Raw genomic sequence first — 20635 nt, forward strand, 5'->3', positions numbered from 1 at the left:
ACCCAGATGATTATCGAAGCTAACCTTAAACCAAGTATCGGTTTATTCAAAAAGCTTTAGGATAAAAGTTTGTATCGAAAAATAGAGAATTTTCTTTAATTATAAGTGTTCACTATATACCTTAAGTACGTAAATGGGAGTGGTTAAATGCGTAAATTAAAAATATTGTATTCTACTAACGATACCAGTAAAAATGTCATTCGTTATGGAGACTTTTTTAAGCAAGAAGTAATGAATCATCATGATGTAGAGGTTCCTTGTTTAACAGAAGAGACAAATATTAAGGATGTGATAAATAGTCTAAATTTCACACCTGATTTTATCTTTTTTGATGATGTAGTTTGGAACAAACCACTACATGACTTAAAATATGTCAATATCCCTAAAGGCATATTGTTTTGGGACATACAAAGAGATCAAGAAAAGTTTCGTCGGTTTGTTTATGAAAATGATATCGATATAATTTTTTCTTTTTATAGAGATGCTTTTAAAACTTATTTTCCAGAATTACTATATAAATTTCGGTGGCTCCCCAATCATGTTAATATTGAAGAGTTTAAAGATTATCAGTTGGATAAAGAAATAGACTTTTTACTTATGGGTGCTGTGGATGAGTATACTTATCCTCTAAGGTATAAAATTGATACGGAGATGAGAGGATACCCTGGTTTCGTTCATAATCAACACCCAGGATATCGAGATTATGATCAGGAAGAGGAGGCAAAATCACTAGTTGGAAAATATTTTTCCATGGAGATTAATAAGGCGAAAATGTTTTTTACCGATGATTCTAGATATAAGTTTCCCATTGCCAAGTATTTTGAAGTTCCAGCAAGCAAAACGCTTTTGTTGGCGAGTGGATCAAGAGAACTGGAGGATTTAGGGTTTATTGAGGGAGAAACATTTGTCGAAATCAACGAGGATAATTACCTAGAAAAAGCCCTTTAGTATTTAGAGCATGAAGAAGAAAGAAATGCTATTACAGAACGAGGCTATCAAATGGTGAGGGAAAAACATACATCTACCATTAGAGCCGGGCAATTCATTGAGTATATCAAAGATTATTTAATGGATATTGAGTGGAGCTATGAGGAAAGTCGAATTAGTTTGCGCACACAAATGCTAACCAGCGGGGAAGTATTGGATAAGGTTTCATTTGCTTTGAAAAATAAAATTCCTTATTCCGTCATATCAGTCGGTGCGACAGAGGCATTTGTTATGGCTCAATATCATCTATTGTCACAAGCAGAAATAATGAGAAATCCAGAAGTGATAACCTCACGTGCTAGAATTGGGAGGGGGCATTACCATCGAGGTATCATCTTCCCGAATACGGATGCCCGGGATATGGCTATCGATGCAGTCAATGTGTCTGATATCGTTGGATATAATACTATTTTATGGGAAAATGATGCAGGTGAGTTTACAGAAAAGGTCTTTGATACGCTTGATATTTGGAGGAAGTATTGTTTTGAAGCATATACCCGGAGAGTAGTTATGTTTTCACAAAGAGAAAAATTCCGCAAAATGTTAGAAGGGAAGAAGTTATTGATTGTTTGCGGTTATGCAGACGAAGTGAAGGAAGCACTTAATAGTAGCTTAAAAGCCGAGCTAAACTTTGAAGTGGCTGGATCCGTAATCGTCAACCAATTTGAAGATATACCACGAGCAAAGGATGAGATCGCGAATTATGATTTTGACTTAGCTTTATTAGCAGCTGGAACAAATGCGATCATATTAGCTGGTTACATTAAAGAGATGCTAGGAAAAGTCGCTTTTGATTTAGGTCATGGTATGGAGAGTCTAGCAAGAGGATATTTTTTTGATGAAGGTGATTTTTTAAAGAAATACGTGGGACTTGATAAATTGATGGGGATGTAGAAAATAGAAAAAGGAGCCCGTTCATATTCTTGTTTAGCTGATTTTGAAACAAGCAATTTTCCTTTCAAGAAAGGATTGTTCTCAATTTTTTCAACAACGGCATGATGTTTTTTATAATTTTGCCTTAAGCACGCTGCACGAACTTTATCCTGGACTTCATTTGGATGTGGAAGAATTTTTTATAAAGAACTAGCATTAAAGATTGCAAAGGCAGGTAAAAAGGCTGCTAAAGAGTTGGGGGCAGTACCCAATAAGAAGCCTCACAAGTAAATATAGTAGTATCTTAGAGTCAGAATACTATAATTCCATAACCACAATCAAAATAGCACCTGAAGTAAGGGTGCTTTTCCACTGATCATCCTTATTTTTCTCTAGATTTTCCAATAAGTTTCAATATGAGCTCTTCCGGCATAAAGACTCACTTGTGCTCTACAGACGTCAAAACAATCGACTAAATCTTGCTCATCACAATTAGCCGATTTTTAAAACTCCTGAAAAATTCTAATACTCAACTTTAATTAACAAATATGATATCTAGGTGCTCAATGTAAGAATTAAGCAAATAAAAGCAAAAAAGATCTTTACATTGGAGAGGGAAATCTAGCAGCTTGAAAATTTGTTAGAAGTGTCTCTGCTAAAATTTCTCCGTTTGCATCTGCGCTAAATATTACTTGTACCCAATCTCCTGCTTGTAACTGAAGGATTGTAGTAACCGATAGTCCAATAGGTCTTGATTTACCAAAGAAGTCATTTACAATATCTAAATCATCTCCGTTTACGTTAATTGCAATGGATGCGACATATCCTTCTTTTAAAAAGTGCTTTTTTTTGTCTTTTGAAGAATGATTTTTTTTACAATAATCACATTTGCAATTAGCTTTTTTGTTTTTTGAGGAATCATTGCTTTTACTTTTTGACGGACAAAACGAGACTTTTGCTGTTATCTCATAAATTCCATCCTTAGTTGGAATAAATGTTGATATGTGCGGATTATATTCATCTGCTAAATCAAACTGTTCAGTTTGGAATAAAACTTTTACAGAGGGAGTTAACGCTGCTTCGTAAAGTTGTGGTGTGTTCTTATTAGCCCTGAACGCAGATGCTCTTACTAGATTATGTTTCTTATCGTCACAGTGACAGTCATTATGTTTCTTATGGCACAAATTACAGTCATCGGTTTTCTTTTGATCACAAATACAGTCATTGTGTTTCTTATGACAAGAATGGCAATCATCCGGTTTCTTTTGATTACAAATACAGTCACTGTGTTTCTTATGACAACAATGACAATCATCCGGTTTCTTTTGATCACATTTCTTATAAAGATATGTGGTGTCTACAAAGGAATTACAATGTGAAATAGGATAACGATTTTTAATCATAATCACCTTTTTCTTTTTTTATTTTCGGGTTATTTTATTCATTAAAAGAAAAGATGTTTGTACAATATGGTACAAAAGTGAAAATAAATCTAACTCAAACAGCAAAAATCTATGGGTTTATAAACCGTTTTTAAGAAGGTTGGTTGTTAACAAAAAGGAAAAATTAACTTCTCAAATTTTTTTAACACTAAATAGCGGGTAAGCTACTTCATTAAGAAACACTAAAGAAGAACATAATAAGTGGTCTCTTTTATTTGTTCAAAAGTCAACATCAATATTAACAAAGCCAAAAAAAGAATTGCTGACCCTAATTAGCACTTACCTAGCATGTGTTGACCCTTGAGACCGTATTTTTTATAAGAGATGAATCGTTAGACGGCTTAGACTTCTCAGAGGTTGACTCAGGGATTCAACCTCTAGTGTGCTTGCCTTGCTCTATGGGTGTTTAGATTGTGTAGACCCTTTTCAGTTTCTCTTACCTGACGTAAACAATGTTACCTTGCTGTACTCGACGTTCAATGTATTTATAAGGAAGATATCCAAATGTCGATAAGCTTCAATTCGATTACTAATGAGGAAATGTTCATTCAAAAAAAACATTCTATACAAAGAAATTAAACCGGTTTTAACTTATACACTCCCTCGCACAAAAGAAGGATTCTTCCGCAAACAGGACTATGTATACGATGAACATTTTGATTGTTACCTTTGCCCAACGGGTTAGCTATTAAAGTACTCAACAACAAATAAAGAGGGCTATCGAGAGTACAAATCGCCCAAACACATTTGTACAACTTGCTCATTTTTATCTCAGTGTACAGAAAGTCTGGGTGTCAAAAAGTGGTAACACGTCATATCTGGCAAACACATGTGTAAGAAGCAGATCATCTGCGTCATCATCAAGATGTAAAACCTATATATGCGAAGCGTAAAGAAGCGATTGAGCGTGTATTCGCAGATGCAAAAGAAAAGTATGGTATGCGTTGGACTACTTTAAGGGGACTTAAAGAATTGTAGATGCAAGGCGATGCTTACTTTCGCTGCCATGAATGTAAAGAAGATGGCCAATTGGACATGGCAAGGTCCGAAAATGGCCTAACATGGTGGGCTCGTAGAGCCCCCATCTCTTAACTTTAGGCGAAAAATCAAAGGGAATTTCAAAAGGGGTTCGGAATTTTATAATTCCGAGCCCCTTTTGTCTACATACTGGATCGTCCCTTTTTTACAGGGGCGATTCTTTGCTGTTATTATCTTTAAATGGTTTCTTACACCGGTAGACTTTTGTTAAAGAATCTAATCTTACCGTTCTATTCAAAATTGTTCAGCCATACATTACAAAGATGTAAATAGAATGTTTAAGGGGGAACTGCTTTGTCAGAAGGTGTGCATAGTATTATATTACCTGTTTCCAAAAAAACGGTATGGGGTTTTGTAAGTGTCATAGATCGTTGGGCACCTCTAGTCCCAGGATATATCAATCATGAGATGTTAAATGAGCGGACTCTTATTTGGGAGTTTAAAAGCGATTTGGGATTAATGAAGAAGAAAATTAAACTGGAAGTGAATATATTGGAATGGATTGAACCCGATAAGGTAACATTTAAGCTTAATGGATTAAATGAAAAATTTGATGGGCATGGCTATTTTTTAGCGGAAGAGTGCGGAATTGGACAGACTAAAATGACTGGCTGCCTGGCGATTACGGCAAAAGGCGCCAAAGCCCCTATCGTCAATGCTTTGTTAAAAAATTACGTTCCCCAAATGACGATTGAGTTCTCAGAGTCAGTTGCACAAAGTCTCATTGTACAAAAATAGGAATTACATATTGGCGTTTTATTGGATATTGGCACTTGACAATTATACCTAATTGGTATGTATTATAAATTGTAAGATTTTTATCAAACCTTCATTTCGACTGAAAGGGTTTTATGATGGATATCTGGATAGGATACATAAGTAATAGGCAGGGTAGGAGGCCTCACATGGAATACGATAAGCAGGTTAAAAATAGAGTGAAGCGAATTGAAGGACAGCTTCGTGGGATTTTGAAAATGATGGAGGATAATAAAGATTGCAGGGATGTAGTTACGCAGTTATCTGCGACAAGATCTGCAATCGATCGGACAATTGGGGTAATAGTAAGTTCCAATCTTGTTGAATGCGTCCGGGAGGCTAATGAATCCGGAGAAAAGAATCCCGAAGAGCTAGTGAAAGAAGCTGTGAATTTATTAGTGAAAAGCCGGTAAGCAATTATATTATTGTTAAATAGGAATTTTTAAGACAAAAAATTATTAAACTGCCTGGCCAATCTGAGGAATTTTAGTGTCCGGGGTGGATGGATTTTTTAAAATGGGCCTCTACAAGAAGAGGTCCATTTTTGTGAATTCTCTGTTTTCATTTCTGATAAGCAAATCCTTTGATATAAAGAATTTGCATGGTATCCTTAAAGGGATAAAAATTTAGTGAGGGTATGCTATGGAATTTACGCATGTTACATCGGTTTTGCTCGGCCTCGTCATCATTCTAAATATTTTATTTGCAACGATTGTCATATTTTTCGAAAGAAGGGAAGCGAGCACGACCTGGGCTTGGTTATTGGTTTTATATTTTTTGCCTGTAGTCGGTTTTATTTTATACCTACTTTTTGGAACAAGTTTAAGGCACGCACACTTATTCCAATGGGAGGATAAGAAAAAGATCGGGATCGAAGAAATCATTGATAAACAGATGGACGAGCTTTCAACGAATCATTTTCCTTTTCGTAATGCTTCTTCGAGTAATTATCGTGATTTGATTTATATGCATCTCCGAAACAATGATGCCGTACTTACTGAAGATAATCACGTCGATATTTTTACGGAAGGGAAAAATAAGTTTGACCAGCTTTTTAAAGATATCGAAGCGGCCGAAAACCATATACATATACAATATTACATCATTCAAAGGGACGGCCTGGGTAAACGATTCATTGAAGCTTTGACTAAAAAAGCGAATGAAGGCGTTAAAGTTCGGCTGCTTTATGACGAACTGGGATCTAGAGGGATGACTAAACGTTTCTTCAGGGAATTTAGGCAGGCTGGAGGACGGGTGGAGGCATTCTTTCCATCCAAATTAAAATTTATAAATTTACGACTGAATTTCCGTAACCATCGAAAGCTCGTGATCATAGATGGAAAAGTAGGGTATGTTGGAGGCTTTAATGTTGGTGATGAATATTTAGGGCTTAATCCAAAATTCGGTTATTGGCGTGATACACACCTTCGTATAGAGGGTTCGGCTGTCAAAGCCATTCAAACTCGGTTTATCCTGGATTGGAATCAGGCATCAAAGCATCATGATATAACTTATCAGCCTCATTATTTCCCTATTGTAGAGACTCAAGGGAATATAGATTTGCAAATAGTGACAAGTGGGCCGGATTCAGAATGGGAACAAATTAAAAATGGCTATATTAAATTAATTTCATCAGCAAAGAAATCGATTCTCATTCAAACACCTTACTTCATACCGGATGCCAGTTTATTGGATGCACTCAGGATTGCCAGCTTATCAGGGGTAGATGTGAAAATCATGATTCCGAATAAACCTGATCATCTTTTTGTTTATTGGGCAACGACTTTCAATGCAGGGCAGTTATTAAGAGCGGGTGCTAAGGTATACATCTATGATAACGGCTTTATTCATGCGAAGATGATCGTGGTGGACGAAGAGGTCTCCTCGGTGGGGACAGCAAACATTGATGTCCGTAGTTTTAAATTGAACTTTGAAGTCAATGCCTTCATTTATGATGAAGGAATGGCCGAAACACTGACCAGGATTTTTTATAAGGATGTCGAAGTATGCAGGCAGCTTACAATTGAAGAGTTTGAAAAGCGATCAAAGTGGATTCGTTTTAAAGAGTCCATTGCAAGGCTGGTATCACCGATATTATAATATTTTAAATAAGCGAACCATTACTACATGGTCTGTTCAGACTGTAGACAAATTCGAAAAATCGAGTTTGCCTGCAGTTTTTTTCCTTGAAAAATAGTACGGAGCTTGATTTCAGAAATCCATTCCCTTTCAGTTTTAGACCATTGTTATTCATTGAGTTTGCAAAATCGTTGACTTCCTCTCCAGGCACTCGCTTTCCGCTGCGGGGTCTCCCTAGGACGCGCTTTTCCCGCAGGAGTCCCGCACACCCACTCCAATCAACTTTGCTTTATTTTAGATGGAATTTCTTTTGTTTCAATTGAGGCTTCCTGCATGTTTAAAACAAGTACGGAGCTTGATTTCATAAAACAGTAGTCTTATCTTAAAACCACGGTATGTGGTGAGACCATTCCGAACTCGATTTTGATACAATAGTTTATATCCAGAAAAGGGGGAAAAGCCGTGAAAACGTTTATAATCACAGGAGCTTCAAAAGGTTTAGGTGCTGCCATCGCCAAAGGGTGTTTGCAGACGAGTGATCATTGCATTTTAGTTTCCCGTACGGTCCATCCTGAAATGCAGCGGATGGCTGACCGTTCCGGGACGAAACTTACATTTATTTCGCTGGACTTGAATGAAACAGAAAAGTTACCTTCCTTAGTCAATGAGATTCTTACTGCCGTCGATGATACAAGTGACATTTATTTCATTAATAATGCAGGTGTCATTGAACCTATTAAGCCGGTAGGAAACCTTGGTATAGTAAATTTGGAAACGAGCATGCGGGTGAATTTCATGGCACCCATCGTATTGGCTGATGAATTCGTTAAACAGACAAAGCACTGGAACAGAAAGAAGGTATTGGTCAACATATCTTCAGGAGCAGCAAAAAATCCTTATCATGGCTGGGCAGCCTATTGCAGTACTAAGGCGGGGTTGGAAATGTTTACACGGGTTGCAGGGTTGGAACAGGATAAAACGTCTTTTCCTACGTCTCTCATTTCTTTTTCACCAGGTGTAATGGATACGGAGATGCAAGGGACAATCCGATCAGCAGACGAACGGGACTTTGCCGATCGAGACAAATTTCATGAATATAAAGAGAAGGGCATATTAAGAAGCCCCGAATTTGTGGCAGATAAACTTTTGCAGCTGCTTGAAGCAGAAGATTTGGAGAATGGGAAGTTCTACGACATTAAGAATTTACTTTGATGTATAGGAGAATATGGCTTATAGCGTGGGGGTGTCCCTTTGGACAGCCTCTTTTTTTGTGATCCTTTATTCCATTAAAAAACGACTGTAAAACCAGAATATCTTCATTAGGAAATGTGATAATTCGTTCTATCCAAATACCTGAATAACATAAACTTTTTTTAGGGAGTTTGGAGGGTTTTGAATGACGATCATTATTGTGAAAAAAGGTGACAGCCTTTGGGAAATTGCCTCGAAAAATAAAGTTACCCCATCGAGGATAATTGAAGTCAACGGATTGGAATCAACAACTTTGGTTCCTGGTCTGGCATTGTATATACCTAATGAAAAAGCGGTGAATCGAAGGTATCTAATTAAAAGTCAGGATACCCTTACTAAAATCGGCAGTCGTTTTGGTACGAGTGCAGCGGCAATCAAGGAGGCAAACCCAGGAATCTCTGAAAACTCGCTAAAAGTCGGTACGGAAATTTTGATACCATCTCCTTACAAAAATCAATTGATTACGCTGGGTTTTGCCTTCCCGACTTCAGGTGGAGTCGTATTTGAAACACTTGAGCAGAATGGTGATAAATTATCCTATTTAGCCATTGTCGCTTATTCGTTTACAAGGGAAGGAAATGCGTACGTTGATGGAGATGATCTCCCGCTTATCGCGAAATGCGAACAGACAGGGGTGAAGCCGCTACTGATGATCCGAAACTTTCAAGATGGTGATTTTGATGCTGATTTGGCTGGTGATGTCCTTGCTAGTTCAGTATACAGAGCGAATTTAATTAATAGTATGCTGACTTTCGTTAGGGAGAAAGGCTATGGGGGTGTCAGCATGGACATCGAATTCATCCCACCTGCCAGGCGTTCCGATTATGTGCTTTTTTTAAAAGAATTAAAGGAGGGGTTGAACGAACTGATCCTGCATGTGAACGTACATGCAAAAACAGCGGATAATCCTGATAATCGAATTGTAGGCGGGCATGATTATCGGGGGATCGGAGAGGCAGCTGACCTTGTTGCCGTGATGACCATTGACTATGGGTATCCGACTGGACCGCCTGAACCCATTTCCCCACTTTGGTGGATGGGAGAGGTTCTTCGTTATGCTTTGTTGAATATTCCTGAGTATAAACTGCAGTCGGCATTTCCTATGTATGGATACGATTGGATAGTACCAAGCCACGAGACGAAAGCTTTATCAGCTCAAAATGCCCAAAATCTTGCCATTGCAACTGGTGCTGAAATAACTTTTGATACCTCAGCCGCTTCACCTTCCTATTCCTATCGAAGAGAGAATTCGAATCATGTCGTTTGGTTTGAAGATATACGATCGATAAGTGCAAAATATGAAATGATTGATGCATATGAACTGATAGGTGCAACTTATTGGCAGATTGGTTTGGAATTCCCGCAGAATTGGGAGTTTATAGATAATAATATCTGGATTATCAAATAGAATGAATGGGTGCAGGCGGTTTATATATTTACTTCCCTTGTTTGGTTGTACAGCTTTTAACAGAGGCAAGCCAATCATACCGAGCAAGATTTTAAAGAGAGGCAATATTGTTAGACGGGTCTTGAAACGATAAAAAAGGAGCCATGGAAAAACCAAGGCTCCTTTTTTTCGTGAATCGAAATCATCTAGGAAGATTAGATGACTTACTTGACAGCGATTGATCACATTGCTTCCATTTTAAGTCGTTCCTTTTAAAAGTTGCATAAAGAAAGGCAAGGAATATCAGGGTGGAGGAAAATTGGAACGTTGTTTTGACACTGTATGTTTCCGTTATAAAGCCTAATAGTAAGACAGAGCCGGCAAATGTAAGATTGATGACTGCTCCCCAAACGGCATGAATTTTTGCAAGAGTCTTTTCCGTAGATGGTCTTGGAATAGCTTGGTATAGATCACTTCCCGGATTTGTTCTGGGAGACCGTACAGGCATGCCAGCAGCAAAGCTAATGCAGGAATACTGGTAGTTCCAAAAAACAGGATCAGCAGTGAACTGAGAAATAGCCCGAAAGTGATGAAGAATCCAATATATTTTTCTAGTAACTTGGCAAAACGGATGACGATCAATCCACTGAAAATCATGCCGACAAAGTAGCTTGTGTTAATGTACCCCCACCATTCCTCACCCAGTTGCAGGTTCTGTTCTACATACATATAGATAACGGCAGCCACCCATACGCTTGAAGCTAAAGTGGTTATGAAATCAATGGGAATGAGGGTACGGATAGTTGGGATTTGACGAATCGCAACCCATCCGGATTTAATCGAACCCCAGTTTGATGGAGCAACAGGGTCCGTCGTTTGTTCTGGGACTTTGATTCTCCCTGTATAGATCGTTGAAACGGCATAAAGCATGACCGTAAGCCAAATGATGAAACTGCTGTTGGTACCTATCAATAAGACGGAACCTAGTGGCCATCCTGCTACAAAGATGGTCTGGGTGATCACATTCAAGAAACCATTCGCTTTCATCCGCTCTTCTTTTGGAACTAATTGAGGAACTAAAGCTGCACTAACCGGGGCAGCGACTCCGTCCAATAATGAAATCAAGGCAATGAAGAAAATGACGGCAACAGAAAAACCATGATCGAAACTTATTATAAAGATTCCAAGGCAAACGAGTAAGATCGTTTTCCACCATTGAGATTGTACAAGGATTCTTTTTAAAGGAAACTTGTCGATGACAAGGGGGGCAAGTAAACTGCTGATGAACCGAAAAATCGTTGTAATGAACGGGAGCAAACTCAAATAGAAGGCAGACCCCGTCAAGTTATATAATAGTGAAATCAACCCGACTACATAAAAAAAATCCCCTAGATTTGCAAATGCCTGACCAATCCAAAGGCATCGAAACGATGTGTTTTTCATGAATACCATCCTTTACGAAAATAAAGTTCATGGATATTTAGAATGGTTATTTTTTTACACTGGATTCACTTCCTTAATTCAATAGATTGCATGTGCCGGGTAGGGGTGTTTTATATGATGAATTTACCAAATATGATTATGGGGGTTCTGAAATGCTTGCCGAATAATGAATATGGAATTATACTCCTTAATATATGTAAAAAAGGAGAAAAATTTGATGATTCGACGTTTTGCTTCATATTACCTGCCGCATAAGCGGTTATTCATTATTGATTTCTTCAGTGCAGTGGTCGTGGCTGTACTTGAACTTGCATTTCCGCTAGCTGTTCAGTGGTTTATTGATACACTGCTGCCTGGCGACGATTGGTCTGCCATAGTTTCGGTAAGTGCCGGTTTGTTCCTGCTTTATATCATTAGTACCTTCTTACAGTTCATAGTAGGGTACTGGGGCCACAAATTGGGTATAAATATCGAGACTGATATGCGTGAGGAATTATTTGAGCATGTGCAGAAACAATCTTTTCGTTTTTTTGATAACACGAAAACCGGCCATATCATGAGCCGCATAACCAATGATCTGTTCGATATTGGTGAACTTGCTCACCATGGTCCCGAAGATTTATTCATTGCCTTCATGACTTTTATAGGTGCATTTTGGATTATGTTGACAATCAATGTGAAACTGGCACTCGTATCGGTTTGTATTTTACCGTTCCTCGTGCTATTGATTGTCATAAGTAATTTAAAGATGAATAAAGCTTGGAAGAAAATGTATACAGAGGTTGCGGATGTAAATGCCCGTGTGGAAGATAGCGTCTCAGGAGTGAGGGTTGTACAATCCTTTACGAATGAAACATATGAAATGAAAAGATTTGCTACTAATAATCGCAGATTCCGTAAAGCGAAACTACTAGGATATAAGGTTATGTCCTTTAGCTTATCAGGCATTTACATGATGACGAGATTTATGACCCTTGCCGTGTTGGTGATTGGAGCTTGGCTAACTTTTCATGGGCAGCTCTCTTATGGGGAACTGGTTGCATTCGTCTTATATGTTAACGTATTATTTAAGCCGATCGACAAAATCAGTGCGTTGATGGAACTCTATCCAAAAGGGATGGCCGGTTTTAAGCGTTTTACGGAACTATTGGATGTCGCGCCTGATGTAGTGGATAAAAAGGATGCAATTGAGGTGACCACCCTATTAGGGGATATTTCCTTTAAAGATGTTTCTTTTAACTATGAAGACAAAAAGCCAGTTTTAAAAGGAATTGATCTAACAATTAAAGCTGGTGAAACCATCGCTTTTGTCGGGCCTTCAGGAGCTGGGAAAACGACCATATGTTCATTGATCCCACGTTTTTATGATGTTAAGGCCGGTTCAATATCCATTGATGGAATTGATATTCGTGAAATGACGAAAAAGTCATTGCGCTCACAAATTGGCATAGTCCAGCAAGATGTATTCCTTTTCACAGGAACAGTAAAAGAGAATATTGCGTACGGAATGCTTGGAGCATCGGATGAACAAATTCAAGAAGCCGCAAGGAAAGCCCATTTGGAGACTTTCATTGAAGGACTTCCAGAAGGCTATGAAACTCAAATAGGTGAACGAGGCTTGAAATTATCCGGAGGACAAAAACAACGAATTGCCATAGCGAGGATGTTTTTGAAGAATCCGCCAATATTAATTCTCGATGAGGCAACCTCTGCACTCGATACGGAGACGGAAAGAATAATCCAGCAGGCTCTTACGGAACTAGCTGAAAACAGAACGACGTTAATCATCGCACACCGATTGGCAACCATTCGTAACGCTGACAAGATCGTGGTTGTTACGGAAGAAGGAATTGCTGAAGAAGGCGGTCACGATGACTTACTTAAGCAGGGGGGCATTTTTGCCAATCTGCATCAATTACAATTCTAAAAATGATAAAAAGCTATTTGTCCTAACAAGGAAAGCTGAGTTTGTTGACTAAAGGGGTTTTACCTAAAATTTCAAAACAATGTTGATTGTAGCGGGTGTGCGAGACTCCTGCGGGAAAAGCGCGTCAAGGGGAGACCCCGCAGGCGCAAGGAGCCGAGGGAGGACCGCCCGCGGAAAGCGAGTGCCTGAAGTGGAAATCGACGTTTGAGGTTTTATAAAACCACTTAAAAAACTGAGACAAACTTGATTTCATCTAGTTTGTCTACAGTCTGAGCTATATGTCCTTACAAGGACATATAGCTTTTTTAATAGCATGGAAAGGAGTTCAATCAATATTAAGTTCGATATAACATCATGTCTGATTAATATTTCAATAAGGAATAAAAGTCTTTTAATTAAATCCGGGTTGAGGGGGAATGGCGGCTTATTAATCGGTTATTCGTTCAAATTGAGGCGAAATCTAATAGGTTAGCCTATAACAATAGAATTGGCTGTGCATACAATAAGGGTAGACGGTGAGGCCATAAACCAGAAAAGATTAAGGAGTGTAAATCGTGAAAGTAATGACTATTTTAGGGACTCGACCTGAAATTATTAGATTAAGTCTAATCATAAAGAAACTGGATCAATATGCCAATTCACATATTCTAGTGCACACTGGACAAAATTTCACCGCATCCTTAAGTGAAATATTCTTCCAACAGCTAAAGGTACGAACCCCTGATTATGTCTTGCTGAATCTCACTGCCGCTATGCGTTATGCAGGTCCAAGGAAAGCGGTATTTCATGCGCTTGTTCGAAAGAATTATGGTTGTACACACTTTATTGTCGGCCGTGATCATGCTGGGGTAGGGAAATATTATGGAACGTATGATGCGTAAAAAATATTCAGCCAGTTTGACCCTAAAGATATAGGTATTAAACCATTGTTTTTTTAACATAGCTTATATGGCTTCTTTGAAGACATGCCCTCATTCTGCTGACGAAAGGTTCATTTTAAGTGGAACGAAAGTCAAGGAAATTGCTGCCCACCGGAATTTACTCGCCCTGAGGTGGCAGAAGTACTTATTAATTAAGGGCATGAAGCTAAAAGGGAGGGTTAACCAAAAGGCACAACTACTATCCTAACGGGTATCATAAGTGGAAGCCCCTACAAGGGGGTTATTAAGCCTTTGTTACAGTGCTTATCCAGCTTTAAGTCTGAAAAGCCGACTTTATTTAAAATATCCACACCATCCCGGCTAACCTCATTATACAAATGACTTTGTACAACCTGTATCTTTGATTTCTTGGGAAATTTGATATATATCCCCTTTTTTAGGCATAATAAGATCTATTCAAGTAGTAGTTTAACATCATGTTATTTAAATGGACTTTTTATTTAGTCTAACTAAGGTGATAATATCATGTGCAAGCGGAAGTAGAGCAATATATGTTAAAAATTGATGATATCCAAATCCCATATAACTAGTGATTTATCAGTATAGTTGTTACTGCGGCAGGTAAACTTTTCTAATGTCCATATGAAAAAACTGTACATTGTTTAGTGGATATTCTTCTTTATCTCTTTTTATTTTCTCATCGACGATATCAATCCCCATATTTAATTCTGTATTTTTGGATATTTCCTTCATTACCACATGGTATATCTATCCTTTTTTATCTGAAGTTGTTTTTATTATGCCTTGGTAATTCCTGAAATGTGTGTTTTGGTTTGAGTAAGTGATGAACCCGTACCAGATACAGACTCCGTGTTTCCCCATGTTGTTTATTTAGAAAGGAATTTTAAAAACGACATGATTTTCTTAAGGGGATGGGGGATCTGTAAAATCTAGAAATCTATATTGAATTTGTCAAAGTACCAATCATCATCATATTTTCGTTTTTGAAAGTAGGCCCGTCGCTGCTTTTTAACTCCATCAAGGAGCACTTGGGATTCAATCGGGTTTGCTTTTACATGTATCATGAGTTTTTTGCACTTTTGTATGCGATGAGTATTAAAATGAGAGTAGGCCATCCTTAATAAATTATAATAAACTTCATCATAGCTAACTTCATACGGGTGAGCTTTTCTGAACAAGTGGATTATTTTAACATTAGGCAGGGCGTGGCAGCGGAATCCAAATAGCCATAGCTTAATAGAAAGCTCTACATCTTCATGTCCCCAAGTTTTAAATCCCGTCTCAAATCCGCCCACATCTTCAAACACTTTTTTTGAGATAATAAAACATCCTCCGGGTAATACGGCAGTTTCAAAGAGGCCATTTTGTTTAGAGTTCCATTTAATTCTGAGGTTTGATTTTAAGGTCTGACCATAGCCAATGAAATCGGAATTGCCAAACGAAGCGATTGCTGGGGTTACTGCATCAGATTTTCCTGTAAGCAGGGGTTCTACAATATGATCGATCCACAAATCTTCAAACTGTAAATGGGCATCGCAAAAAATCAGGAATTCTCCAGAAGCTTTTGCTGCTCCTAAATTTCGTGCGCTGGCAGCTCCTATGCCATCTGTTTCAAAAAGCTTAACCCGGTTTGCATGATTATAGGCATTAAGAAAATCGCAGCAATCATCTGATGATCCATCGTTTATAATAATCACTTCAAAGGAATAATTTGTATCAACAGAAAATAGGGAATCGAGAGTGTTTTTCACATTTTCCCCTTCATTTTTAGCTGGAAAAATTATTGAAATTAAAGGATGAGTTTTCACTTCATTTATCTCTCCTTTTGTAACGATTTTTCATTATTAAGAAAGATGCAAGGACTGTGATATTGTTTTTAATGGAGGATTATCACAATCCTTGATCATAGGTTGAAAGTGGTAATTAAGTTTCAGTTTGTAGTTCAATGAGTTAAAGTGAGGGTACATATTCTCTAAATAATGGTCATTATTAATGCTTTCTAAAATTCTTAAAGGGATCTATCGCTGTTTTTTGCGCTCCAGAATGCAAATTATATAAAGGATGGTTTTTATAAAACATATCTAATGAAAATGAATCTGCATTATTGTTTTTAAATTTAGTATTTTGGTAATCTTTTTTCTGATACGATGACATGATCCCGGAATTATAATTTTGTTGTGTTCTATCAATTTCTGTGTAACTCGGTTTACTTAGGGTAAAGTGTGTTTGACAATGTGATGTTTGCATATTAAAATTTTGGGTTGTATTTTTTTGTTGGTTTGTTTCTTTCGTGAATCGAAACGCACTTGGTTGATTAATTACTTCTTTGTTATTTGGCGAATTGAAATTTCCCATATTAACACGAGTATTTTCAACTTGCTGTTGTTTTCCATTATTATTAAAAGGTTTTTCCATTTTTCCTGTTGCTTGCAAATGATTTTTTTCTCGTTGTTTAATATATTTTGTTCGTTCATCTTTACCATGTATTTCATTTGCTTTTTGATCATTTACCGTTTCACTTGTAGTTTCCATTTTTTTCAAATAATTAATTTCTTTATCTTTTAAATCTATTATGGAACCGGTTAAGTCCCTAATTTCCTGTTGATGTTGACTTTCATTTTCCATTAAATTGATAATCGTCTTTTTTAAATGATCAATCTCCACTTTATATTTATTTTCTTGCTCTGAAACAAGAGCAATCGATTGATTCAAATGATCGATTTCTTGTTGATGTTGATTTTCATTTTCCTTAAAATTTATAATCATTTGCTCTAGGTTTTCAATTTCGGCTTTATATTTATTTTCTTGCTCCGAAACAAAAGCGATCGTTTGATTTAACTGATCGATTTCCTGTTGACGTTGATTTTCATTTTCCTTTAGATTGTTAATCGTCTTTTCTAAATTATCAATCTCAGTTTTATATTTATTTTCTTGCTCCGAAACAAGAGCAATCGATTGATTTAACTGATCGATTTCTTGTTGTTGTTGAATTTGATTTTCCTTTAAATTGATAATCGTCTGTTCTAAATTATCAATCTCGGCTTTATATTCATTTTCTTGCTCTGAAACACGAGCAATCGTTTGATTTAATTGATCGATTTCTTGTTGATGGTTATCTTCATTTTTCTTAAAATTAATAAGCATTTGCTCCAGGTTTTCAATCTCGGCTTTATATTTATGTTCTTGCCCTGAAAAAAGAGTAATCGATTGATTTAATTGTTCGATTTCTTGTTGATGGTTATCTTCATTTTCTTTAAAATCAATAATCATTTGCCCTAGGTTTTCAATCTCGGCTTTATATTTATTTTCCTGTTCGGATAGGTGGTCGATGGTTTGGGTATAATTTTCAATTTCCTGGTTAAATTTGTCGATAACTTGTATATGATGATTTTCCTTTTCGGAAAGTTCAATCATGGCTTTTTCTAATTTTTCAATCTCCACTTTATATTTATTTTCTTGTTGGGATACAACGCTAATCGTTTGATTTAACTGATCGATTTCTTGTTGATGGTAGTTCTCTTTTTCCTTTAAATCTATAATCATCTGTTCTAGATTTGTAATTTCCACCTTATATTGACTTTCCTGTTCCGATAGTTGGCCGATCATTTGAGTATAATTTTCAATTTCCTGTTTAAAGTTGTCGATAACTTGTTTTTGCTTTTCTTCCTTTTCGGAAAGTTCGATCATGGCTTTTTCTAAACTTTCAATCTCGGCTTTATATTTATTTTCTTGTTGGGATACAACGGCAATCGATTGATTTAACTGATCGATTTCTTGTTGATGGTAGTTTTCTTTTTCCTTTAGGTTGGAAATCATCTGTTCCAAATTCTCAATGTTCACTTTGTAATGACTTTCCTGTTCGGATAGGTGGTCGATCGTTTGATTATATTTTTCCATTTCCTGTTTAAAGTTTTCGATAACTTGTATATGATGATTTTCCTTTTCGGAAAGTTCGATCATGGCTTTTTCTAAGCTTTCAATCTCCACTTTATATTTATTTTCTTGTTGGGGTACAACGCTAATCGATCGATTTAACTGATCGATTTCTTGTTGATGGTAATTCTCTTTTTCCTTTAAATCTATAATCATCAGTTCTAAATTTGCAATTTCCACCTTATATTGACTTTGCTGTTCGGATAGTTGGCCGATCATTTGAGTATAATTTTCATTTTCCTGTTTAAAGTTGCCGATAACTTTTTTCTGCTGCTCTTCCTTTTCGGAAAGTTCGATCATGACTTTTTCTAAACTTTCAATCTCGGCTTTATATTTATTTTCTTGTTGGGATACAACGCTAATCGTTTGATTTAACTGATCGATTTCTTGCTGATGGTAGTTCTCTTTTTCCCTTAGATCGGTAATCATCTGTTCCAAACTCTCAATGTTCACTTTATATTGTCTTTCCTGTTCGGATAGGTGGCCGATTATTAGAGTATAATTTTCAATTTTATGTTTAAAGCTTTCGATAATTTGCTTATGATGATTTTCCTTTTCGGAAAGTTCAATCATGGATTTCTCTAAATTCTCAATTTCGGCTTTATATTTATTTTCTTGTTGGGATACAACGCTAATCGTTTGATTTAACTGATCGTTTTCTTGTTGATGGTAGGACTCTTTTTCCCTTAGATCGGAAATCATCTGTTCTAAATTTGCAATGTCCACCTTATATTGACTTTGCTGTTCCGCTAGTTGATCGATCATTTGAATATAATTTTCATTTTCCTGTTTAAAGTTTTCGATAACTTGTTTCTGCTGCTCTTCCTTTTCGGAAAGTTCGATCATAGATTTCTCTAAATTTTCAATCTCCGCTTTATATTTAGTTTCTTGTTGGGATACAACGCTAATCGTTTGATTTAACTGATCGATTTCATGTTGATGGTAGTTTTCTTTTTCCTTTAGATCGGAAATCATCTGGTTTAAATTTGCAATGTCCACCTTATATTGACTTTCCTGTTCGGATAGGTGGCCAATCATTTGTGTATAATTTTCAATTTCCTGTTTAAAGTTTTCGATAACTTTTTTCTGCTGCTCTTCCTTTTCGGAAAGTTCGATCATAGCCTTTTCTAAACTTTCAATGTCCAATTTATATTTATTTTCTTGTTGGGATGCATCGCTAATCGTTTGATTTAACTGTTCGATTTCTTGTTGATGGTAGTTCTCTTTTTCCTTTAAATCGATAATCATCTGCTCTAAATTTGCAATGTCCACCTTAAATTGACTTTCCTGTTCCGATAGGGTGCCGATCATTTGAGTATAATTTTCAATTTCATATTTAAAGTTTTCGATAACTTTTTTCTGCTGCTCTTCCTTTTCGGAAAGTTCGATTATAGCCTTTTCTAAACTTTCAATGTCCAATTTATATTTATTTTCTTGTTGGGATGCATCGCTAATCGTTTGATTTAACTGATCGATTTCTTGTTGATGGTAGTTCTCTTTTTCCTTTAAATCGATAATCATCTGTTCTAAATTTGCAATGTCCACCTTAAATTGACTTTCCTGCTCCGATAGGTGGTCGATCATTTGAGTATAATTTTCAATTTCATGTTTAAAGTTTTCGATAACTTGTTTCTGCTGCTCTTCCTTTTCGGAAAGTTCGATCAGGGCTTCTTCTAAACGTTCAATCTCCAATTTATATTGACTTTCCTGTTCGGATAGGTGGCTAATCTTTGAAATGTAATGATCAATTTCATTCTTATATTTTTTTATATCTTTTTTATGATGCTCTTCCTTATCTGAAAGTGCTTTTTCTAAATGATTCATCTCCACTTTATATTGCTTTTCTTGATCGTATAAAAGATCAATGGTTTTAGTAAGCTGATTCATTTCATTTTTATAATTCATTTCTTTTTCGTTGAGAGAATGAATGGTTCCTTTTAACTCTTGAATTTCATTTTTGAAAATATTTTGCTCGTGAAAATAAAACATAACTTTTTCAACTAATTTCTCAATCTCTAAATTTATGCTTTGTACATCTAAATTAGTTAGTTTTTTATTGACTGGAGCAAGAAGGGATTTCACCTCTGTAAGCCCATCCGCCATTTTTTGAAAACCATCATGGCTTTTAAATTCCTCATTTTTAACATATTGTTTTTGAGCAGACTCATAATCTTTAACTTTCTTTTGGAGAGAAGCAATTTCACTTTGTAATAATTTATTCTTATCTCCAAGAGTTTTTATGTCGTTATTTTTCTTTTCGTCGTTTGTTTTGGTTTCTTTAAAGTACTGTAGTTCAGCCTTGTATTTCTTAATTTCTTCTTCCAATTTCTGAACCTTGGTTTCTGCACTTTTTCTTTCATGTTCCTTCCGATTGATTAGTTCTTGATATGTTCTTTGTTCATTTACCATTTCTTCATTGTGTTTTATTAGTTTTCTTATTTTCTTTTTACTATAATCGACTTCGTATTCATTAACTTTTGATTTGTATAGGGAAAGTTCAGATCTAAGATGAATGATCATTTGCTGAAGTTGAACTGGAGTTATTTTATTCAATTTACTTTTTTGTATTTCATTGCCTTTTTCATCATCTGTGTACAAAATAACCACTCCTTATTTT

General features: G+C 36.4%; 12 protein-coding genes and 3 pseudogenes. 11 read left to right on the forward strand and 4 right to left on the reverse strand.

Annotated features, from left to right (window positions below):
* Positions 1–147 precede the first annotated feature (147 nt).
* A complete protein-coding gene (locus ACZ9AO_RS14125) occupies positions 148–948 on the forward strand; it encodes a glycosyltransferase (RefSeq protein ID WP_476109283.1) in 801 nt (266 codons plus the stop codon).
* Between the two features lie 51 nt (positions 949–999).
* The gene (locus tag ACZ9AO_RS14130) at positions 1000–1881 is read left to right on the forward strand and encodes a GT-D fold domain-containing glycosyltransferase (protein ID WP_476109284.1); all 882 of its coding nucleotides are present in this window, start codon (positions 1000–1002) and stop codon (positions 1879–1881) included.
* 581 nt (positions 1882–2462) lie between these two features.
* On the opposite strand, the gene ACZ9AO_RS14135 is transcribed toward ACZ9AO_RS14130, so the two are convergent.
* Positions 2463–3263, reverse strand: a complete 801-nt coding sequence (locus ACZ9AO_RS14135; protein WP_476109285.1) for a hypothetical protein — start codon at positions 3261–3263, stop codon at positions 2463–2465.
* A 616-nt stretch (positions 3264–3879) separates the two neighbouring features.
* Here ACZ9AO_RS14135 and ACZ9AO_RS14140 point away from each other — a divergent pair.
* The 6 genes and pseudogenes from ACZ9AO_RS14140 to ACZ9AO_RS14165 all read left to right on the forward strand — a co-directional run.
* Positions 3880–4362 (forward strand): annotated as a pseudogene (locus ACZ9AO_RS14140) (transposase); the annotation flags it as partial.
* 272 nt (positions 4363–4634) lie between these two features.
* Complete coding sequence (locus tag ACZ9AO_RS14145) at positions 4635–5078, forward strand: CoxG family protein (protein WP_476109286.1); 444 nt, start codon at positions 4635–4637, stop codon at positions 5076–5078.
* 167 nt (positions 5079–5245) lie between these two features.
* A complete protein-coding gene (locus ACZ9AO_RS14150; protein WP_034307218.1) occupies positions 5246–5509 on the forward strand; it encodes a metal-sensitive transcriptional regulator in 264 nt (87 codons plus the stop codon).
* 229 nt (positions 5510–5738) lie between these two features.
* A complete protein-coding gene (cls, locus tag ACZ9AO_RS14155) occupies positions 5739–7196 on the forward strand; it encodes a cardiolipin synthase (protein WP_476109287.1) in 1458 nt (485 codons plus the stop codon).
* 441 nt (positions 7197–7637) lie between these two features.
* Positions 7638–8387, forward strand: coding sequence for a (S)-benzoin forming benzil reductase (locus ACZ9AO_RS14160; RefSeq protein ID WP_476109288.1), 750 nt, complete (start codon positions 7638–7640; stop codon positions 8385–8387).
* Positions 8388–8571: 184 nt separating this feature from the next.
* Entirely contained in the window at positions 8572–9834 is a 1263-nt protein-coding gene (locus ACZ9AO_RS14165) for a LysM peptidoglycan-binding domain-containing protein (protein WP_476109289.1), read from the forward strand.
* A gap of 339 nt (positions 9835–10173) precedes the next feature.
* On the opposite strand, the gene ACZ9AO_RS14170 is transcribed toward ACZ9AO_RS14165, so the two are convergent.
* Positions 10174–11256, reverse strand: coding sequence for an MFS transporter (locus ACZ9AO_RS14170; RefSeq protein WP_476109290.1), 1083 nt, complete (start codon positions 11254–11256; stop codon positions 10174–10176).
* A gap of 217 nt (positions 11257–11473) precedes the next feature.
* On the opposite strand from ACZ9AO_RS14170, the gene ACZ9AO_RS14175 reads away from it, so the two are divergent.
* From ACZ9AO_RS14175 to sat, 3 genes and pseudogenes are all read left to right on the forward strand, one after another.
* The gene (locus ACZ9AO_RS14175; protein WP_476109291.1) at positions 11474–13183 is read left to right on the forward strand and encodes an ABC transporter ATP-binding protein; all 1710 of its coding nucleotides are present in this window, start codon (positions 11474–11476) and stop codon (positions 13181–13183) included.
* A 554-nt stretch (positions 13184–13737) separates the two neighbouring features.
* Positions 13738–13923 (forward strand): annotated as a pseudogene (locus tag ACZ9AO_RS14180) (UDP-N-acetylglucosamine 2-epimerase (non-hydrolyzing)); the annotation flags it as partial.
* Positions 13906–14259, forward strand: a pseudogene (gene sat / locus ACZ9AO_RS14185) (sulfate adenylyltransferase); the annotation flags it as partial. The pseudogenes ACZ9AO_RS14180 and sat, both read left to right, overlap by 18 nt.
* A gap of 755 nt (positions 14260–15014) precedes the next feature.
* On the opposite strand, the gene ACZ9AO_RS14190 reads toward sat, so the two are convergent.
* A complete protein-coding gene (locus ACZ9AO_RS14190; RefSeq protein WP_476109354.1) occupies positions 15015–15902 on the reverse strand; it encodes a glycosyltransferase family 2 protein in 888 nt (295 codons plus the stop codon).
* Between the two features lie 172 nt (positions 15903–16074).
* Entirely contained in the window at positions 16075–20616 is a 4542-nt protein-coding gene (locus tag ACZ9AO_RS14195; protein ID WP_476109292.1) for a hypothetical protein, read from the reverse strand.
* Positions 20617–20635 lie beyond the last annotated feature (19 nt).

This window comes from Peribacillus sp. TE19612, assembly GCF_056279465.1.

Coding starts and splice junctions, on each gene's coding strand:
- ACZ9AO_RS14135 (WP_476109285.1), bottom strand. CDS start 3,263: ATGATTAAAAATCGTTATCCTATTTCACATTGTAATTCCTTTGTAGAC.
- ACZ9AO_RS14150 (WP_034307218.1), top strand. CDS start 5,246: ATGGAATACGATAAGCAGGTTAAAAATAGAGTGAAGCGAATTGAAGGA.
- ACZ9AO_RS14130 (WP_476109284.1), top strand. CDS start 1,000: ATGGTGAGGGAAAAACATACATCTACCATTAGAGCCGGGCAATTCATT.
- cls (WP_476109287.1), top strand. CDS start 5,739: ATGGAATTTACGCATGTTACATCGGTTTTGCTCGGCCTCGTCATCATT.
- ACZ9AO_RS14125 (WP_476109283.1), top strand. CDS start 148: ATGCGTAAATTAAAAATATTGTATTCTACTAACGATACCAGTAAAAAT.
- ACZ9AO_RS14165 (WP_476109289.1), top strand. CDS start 8,572: ATGACGATCATTATTGTGAAAAAAGGTGACAGCCTTTGGGAAATTGCC.
- ACZ9AO_RS14170 (WP_476109290.1), bottom strand. CDS start 11,256: ATGAAAAACACATCGTTTCGATGCCTTTGGATTGGTCAGGCATTTGCA.
- ACZ9AO_RS14175 (WP_476109291.1), top strand. CDS start 11,474: ATGATTCGACGTTTTGCTTCATATTACCTGCCGCATAAGCGGTTATTC.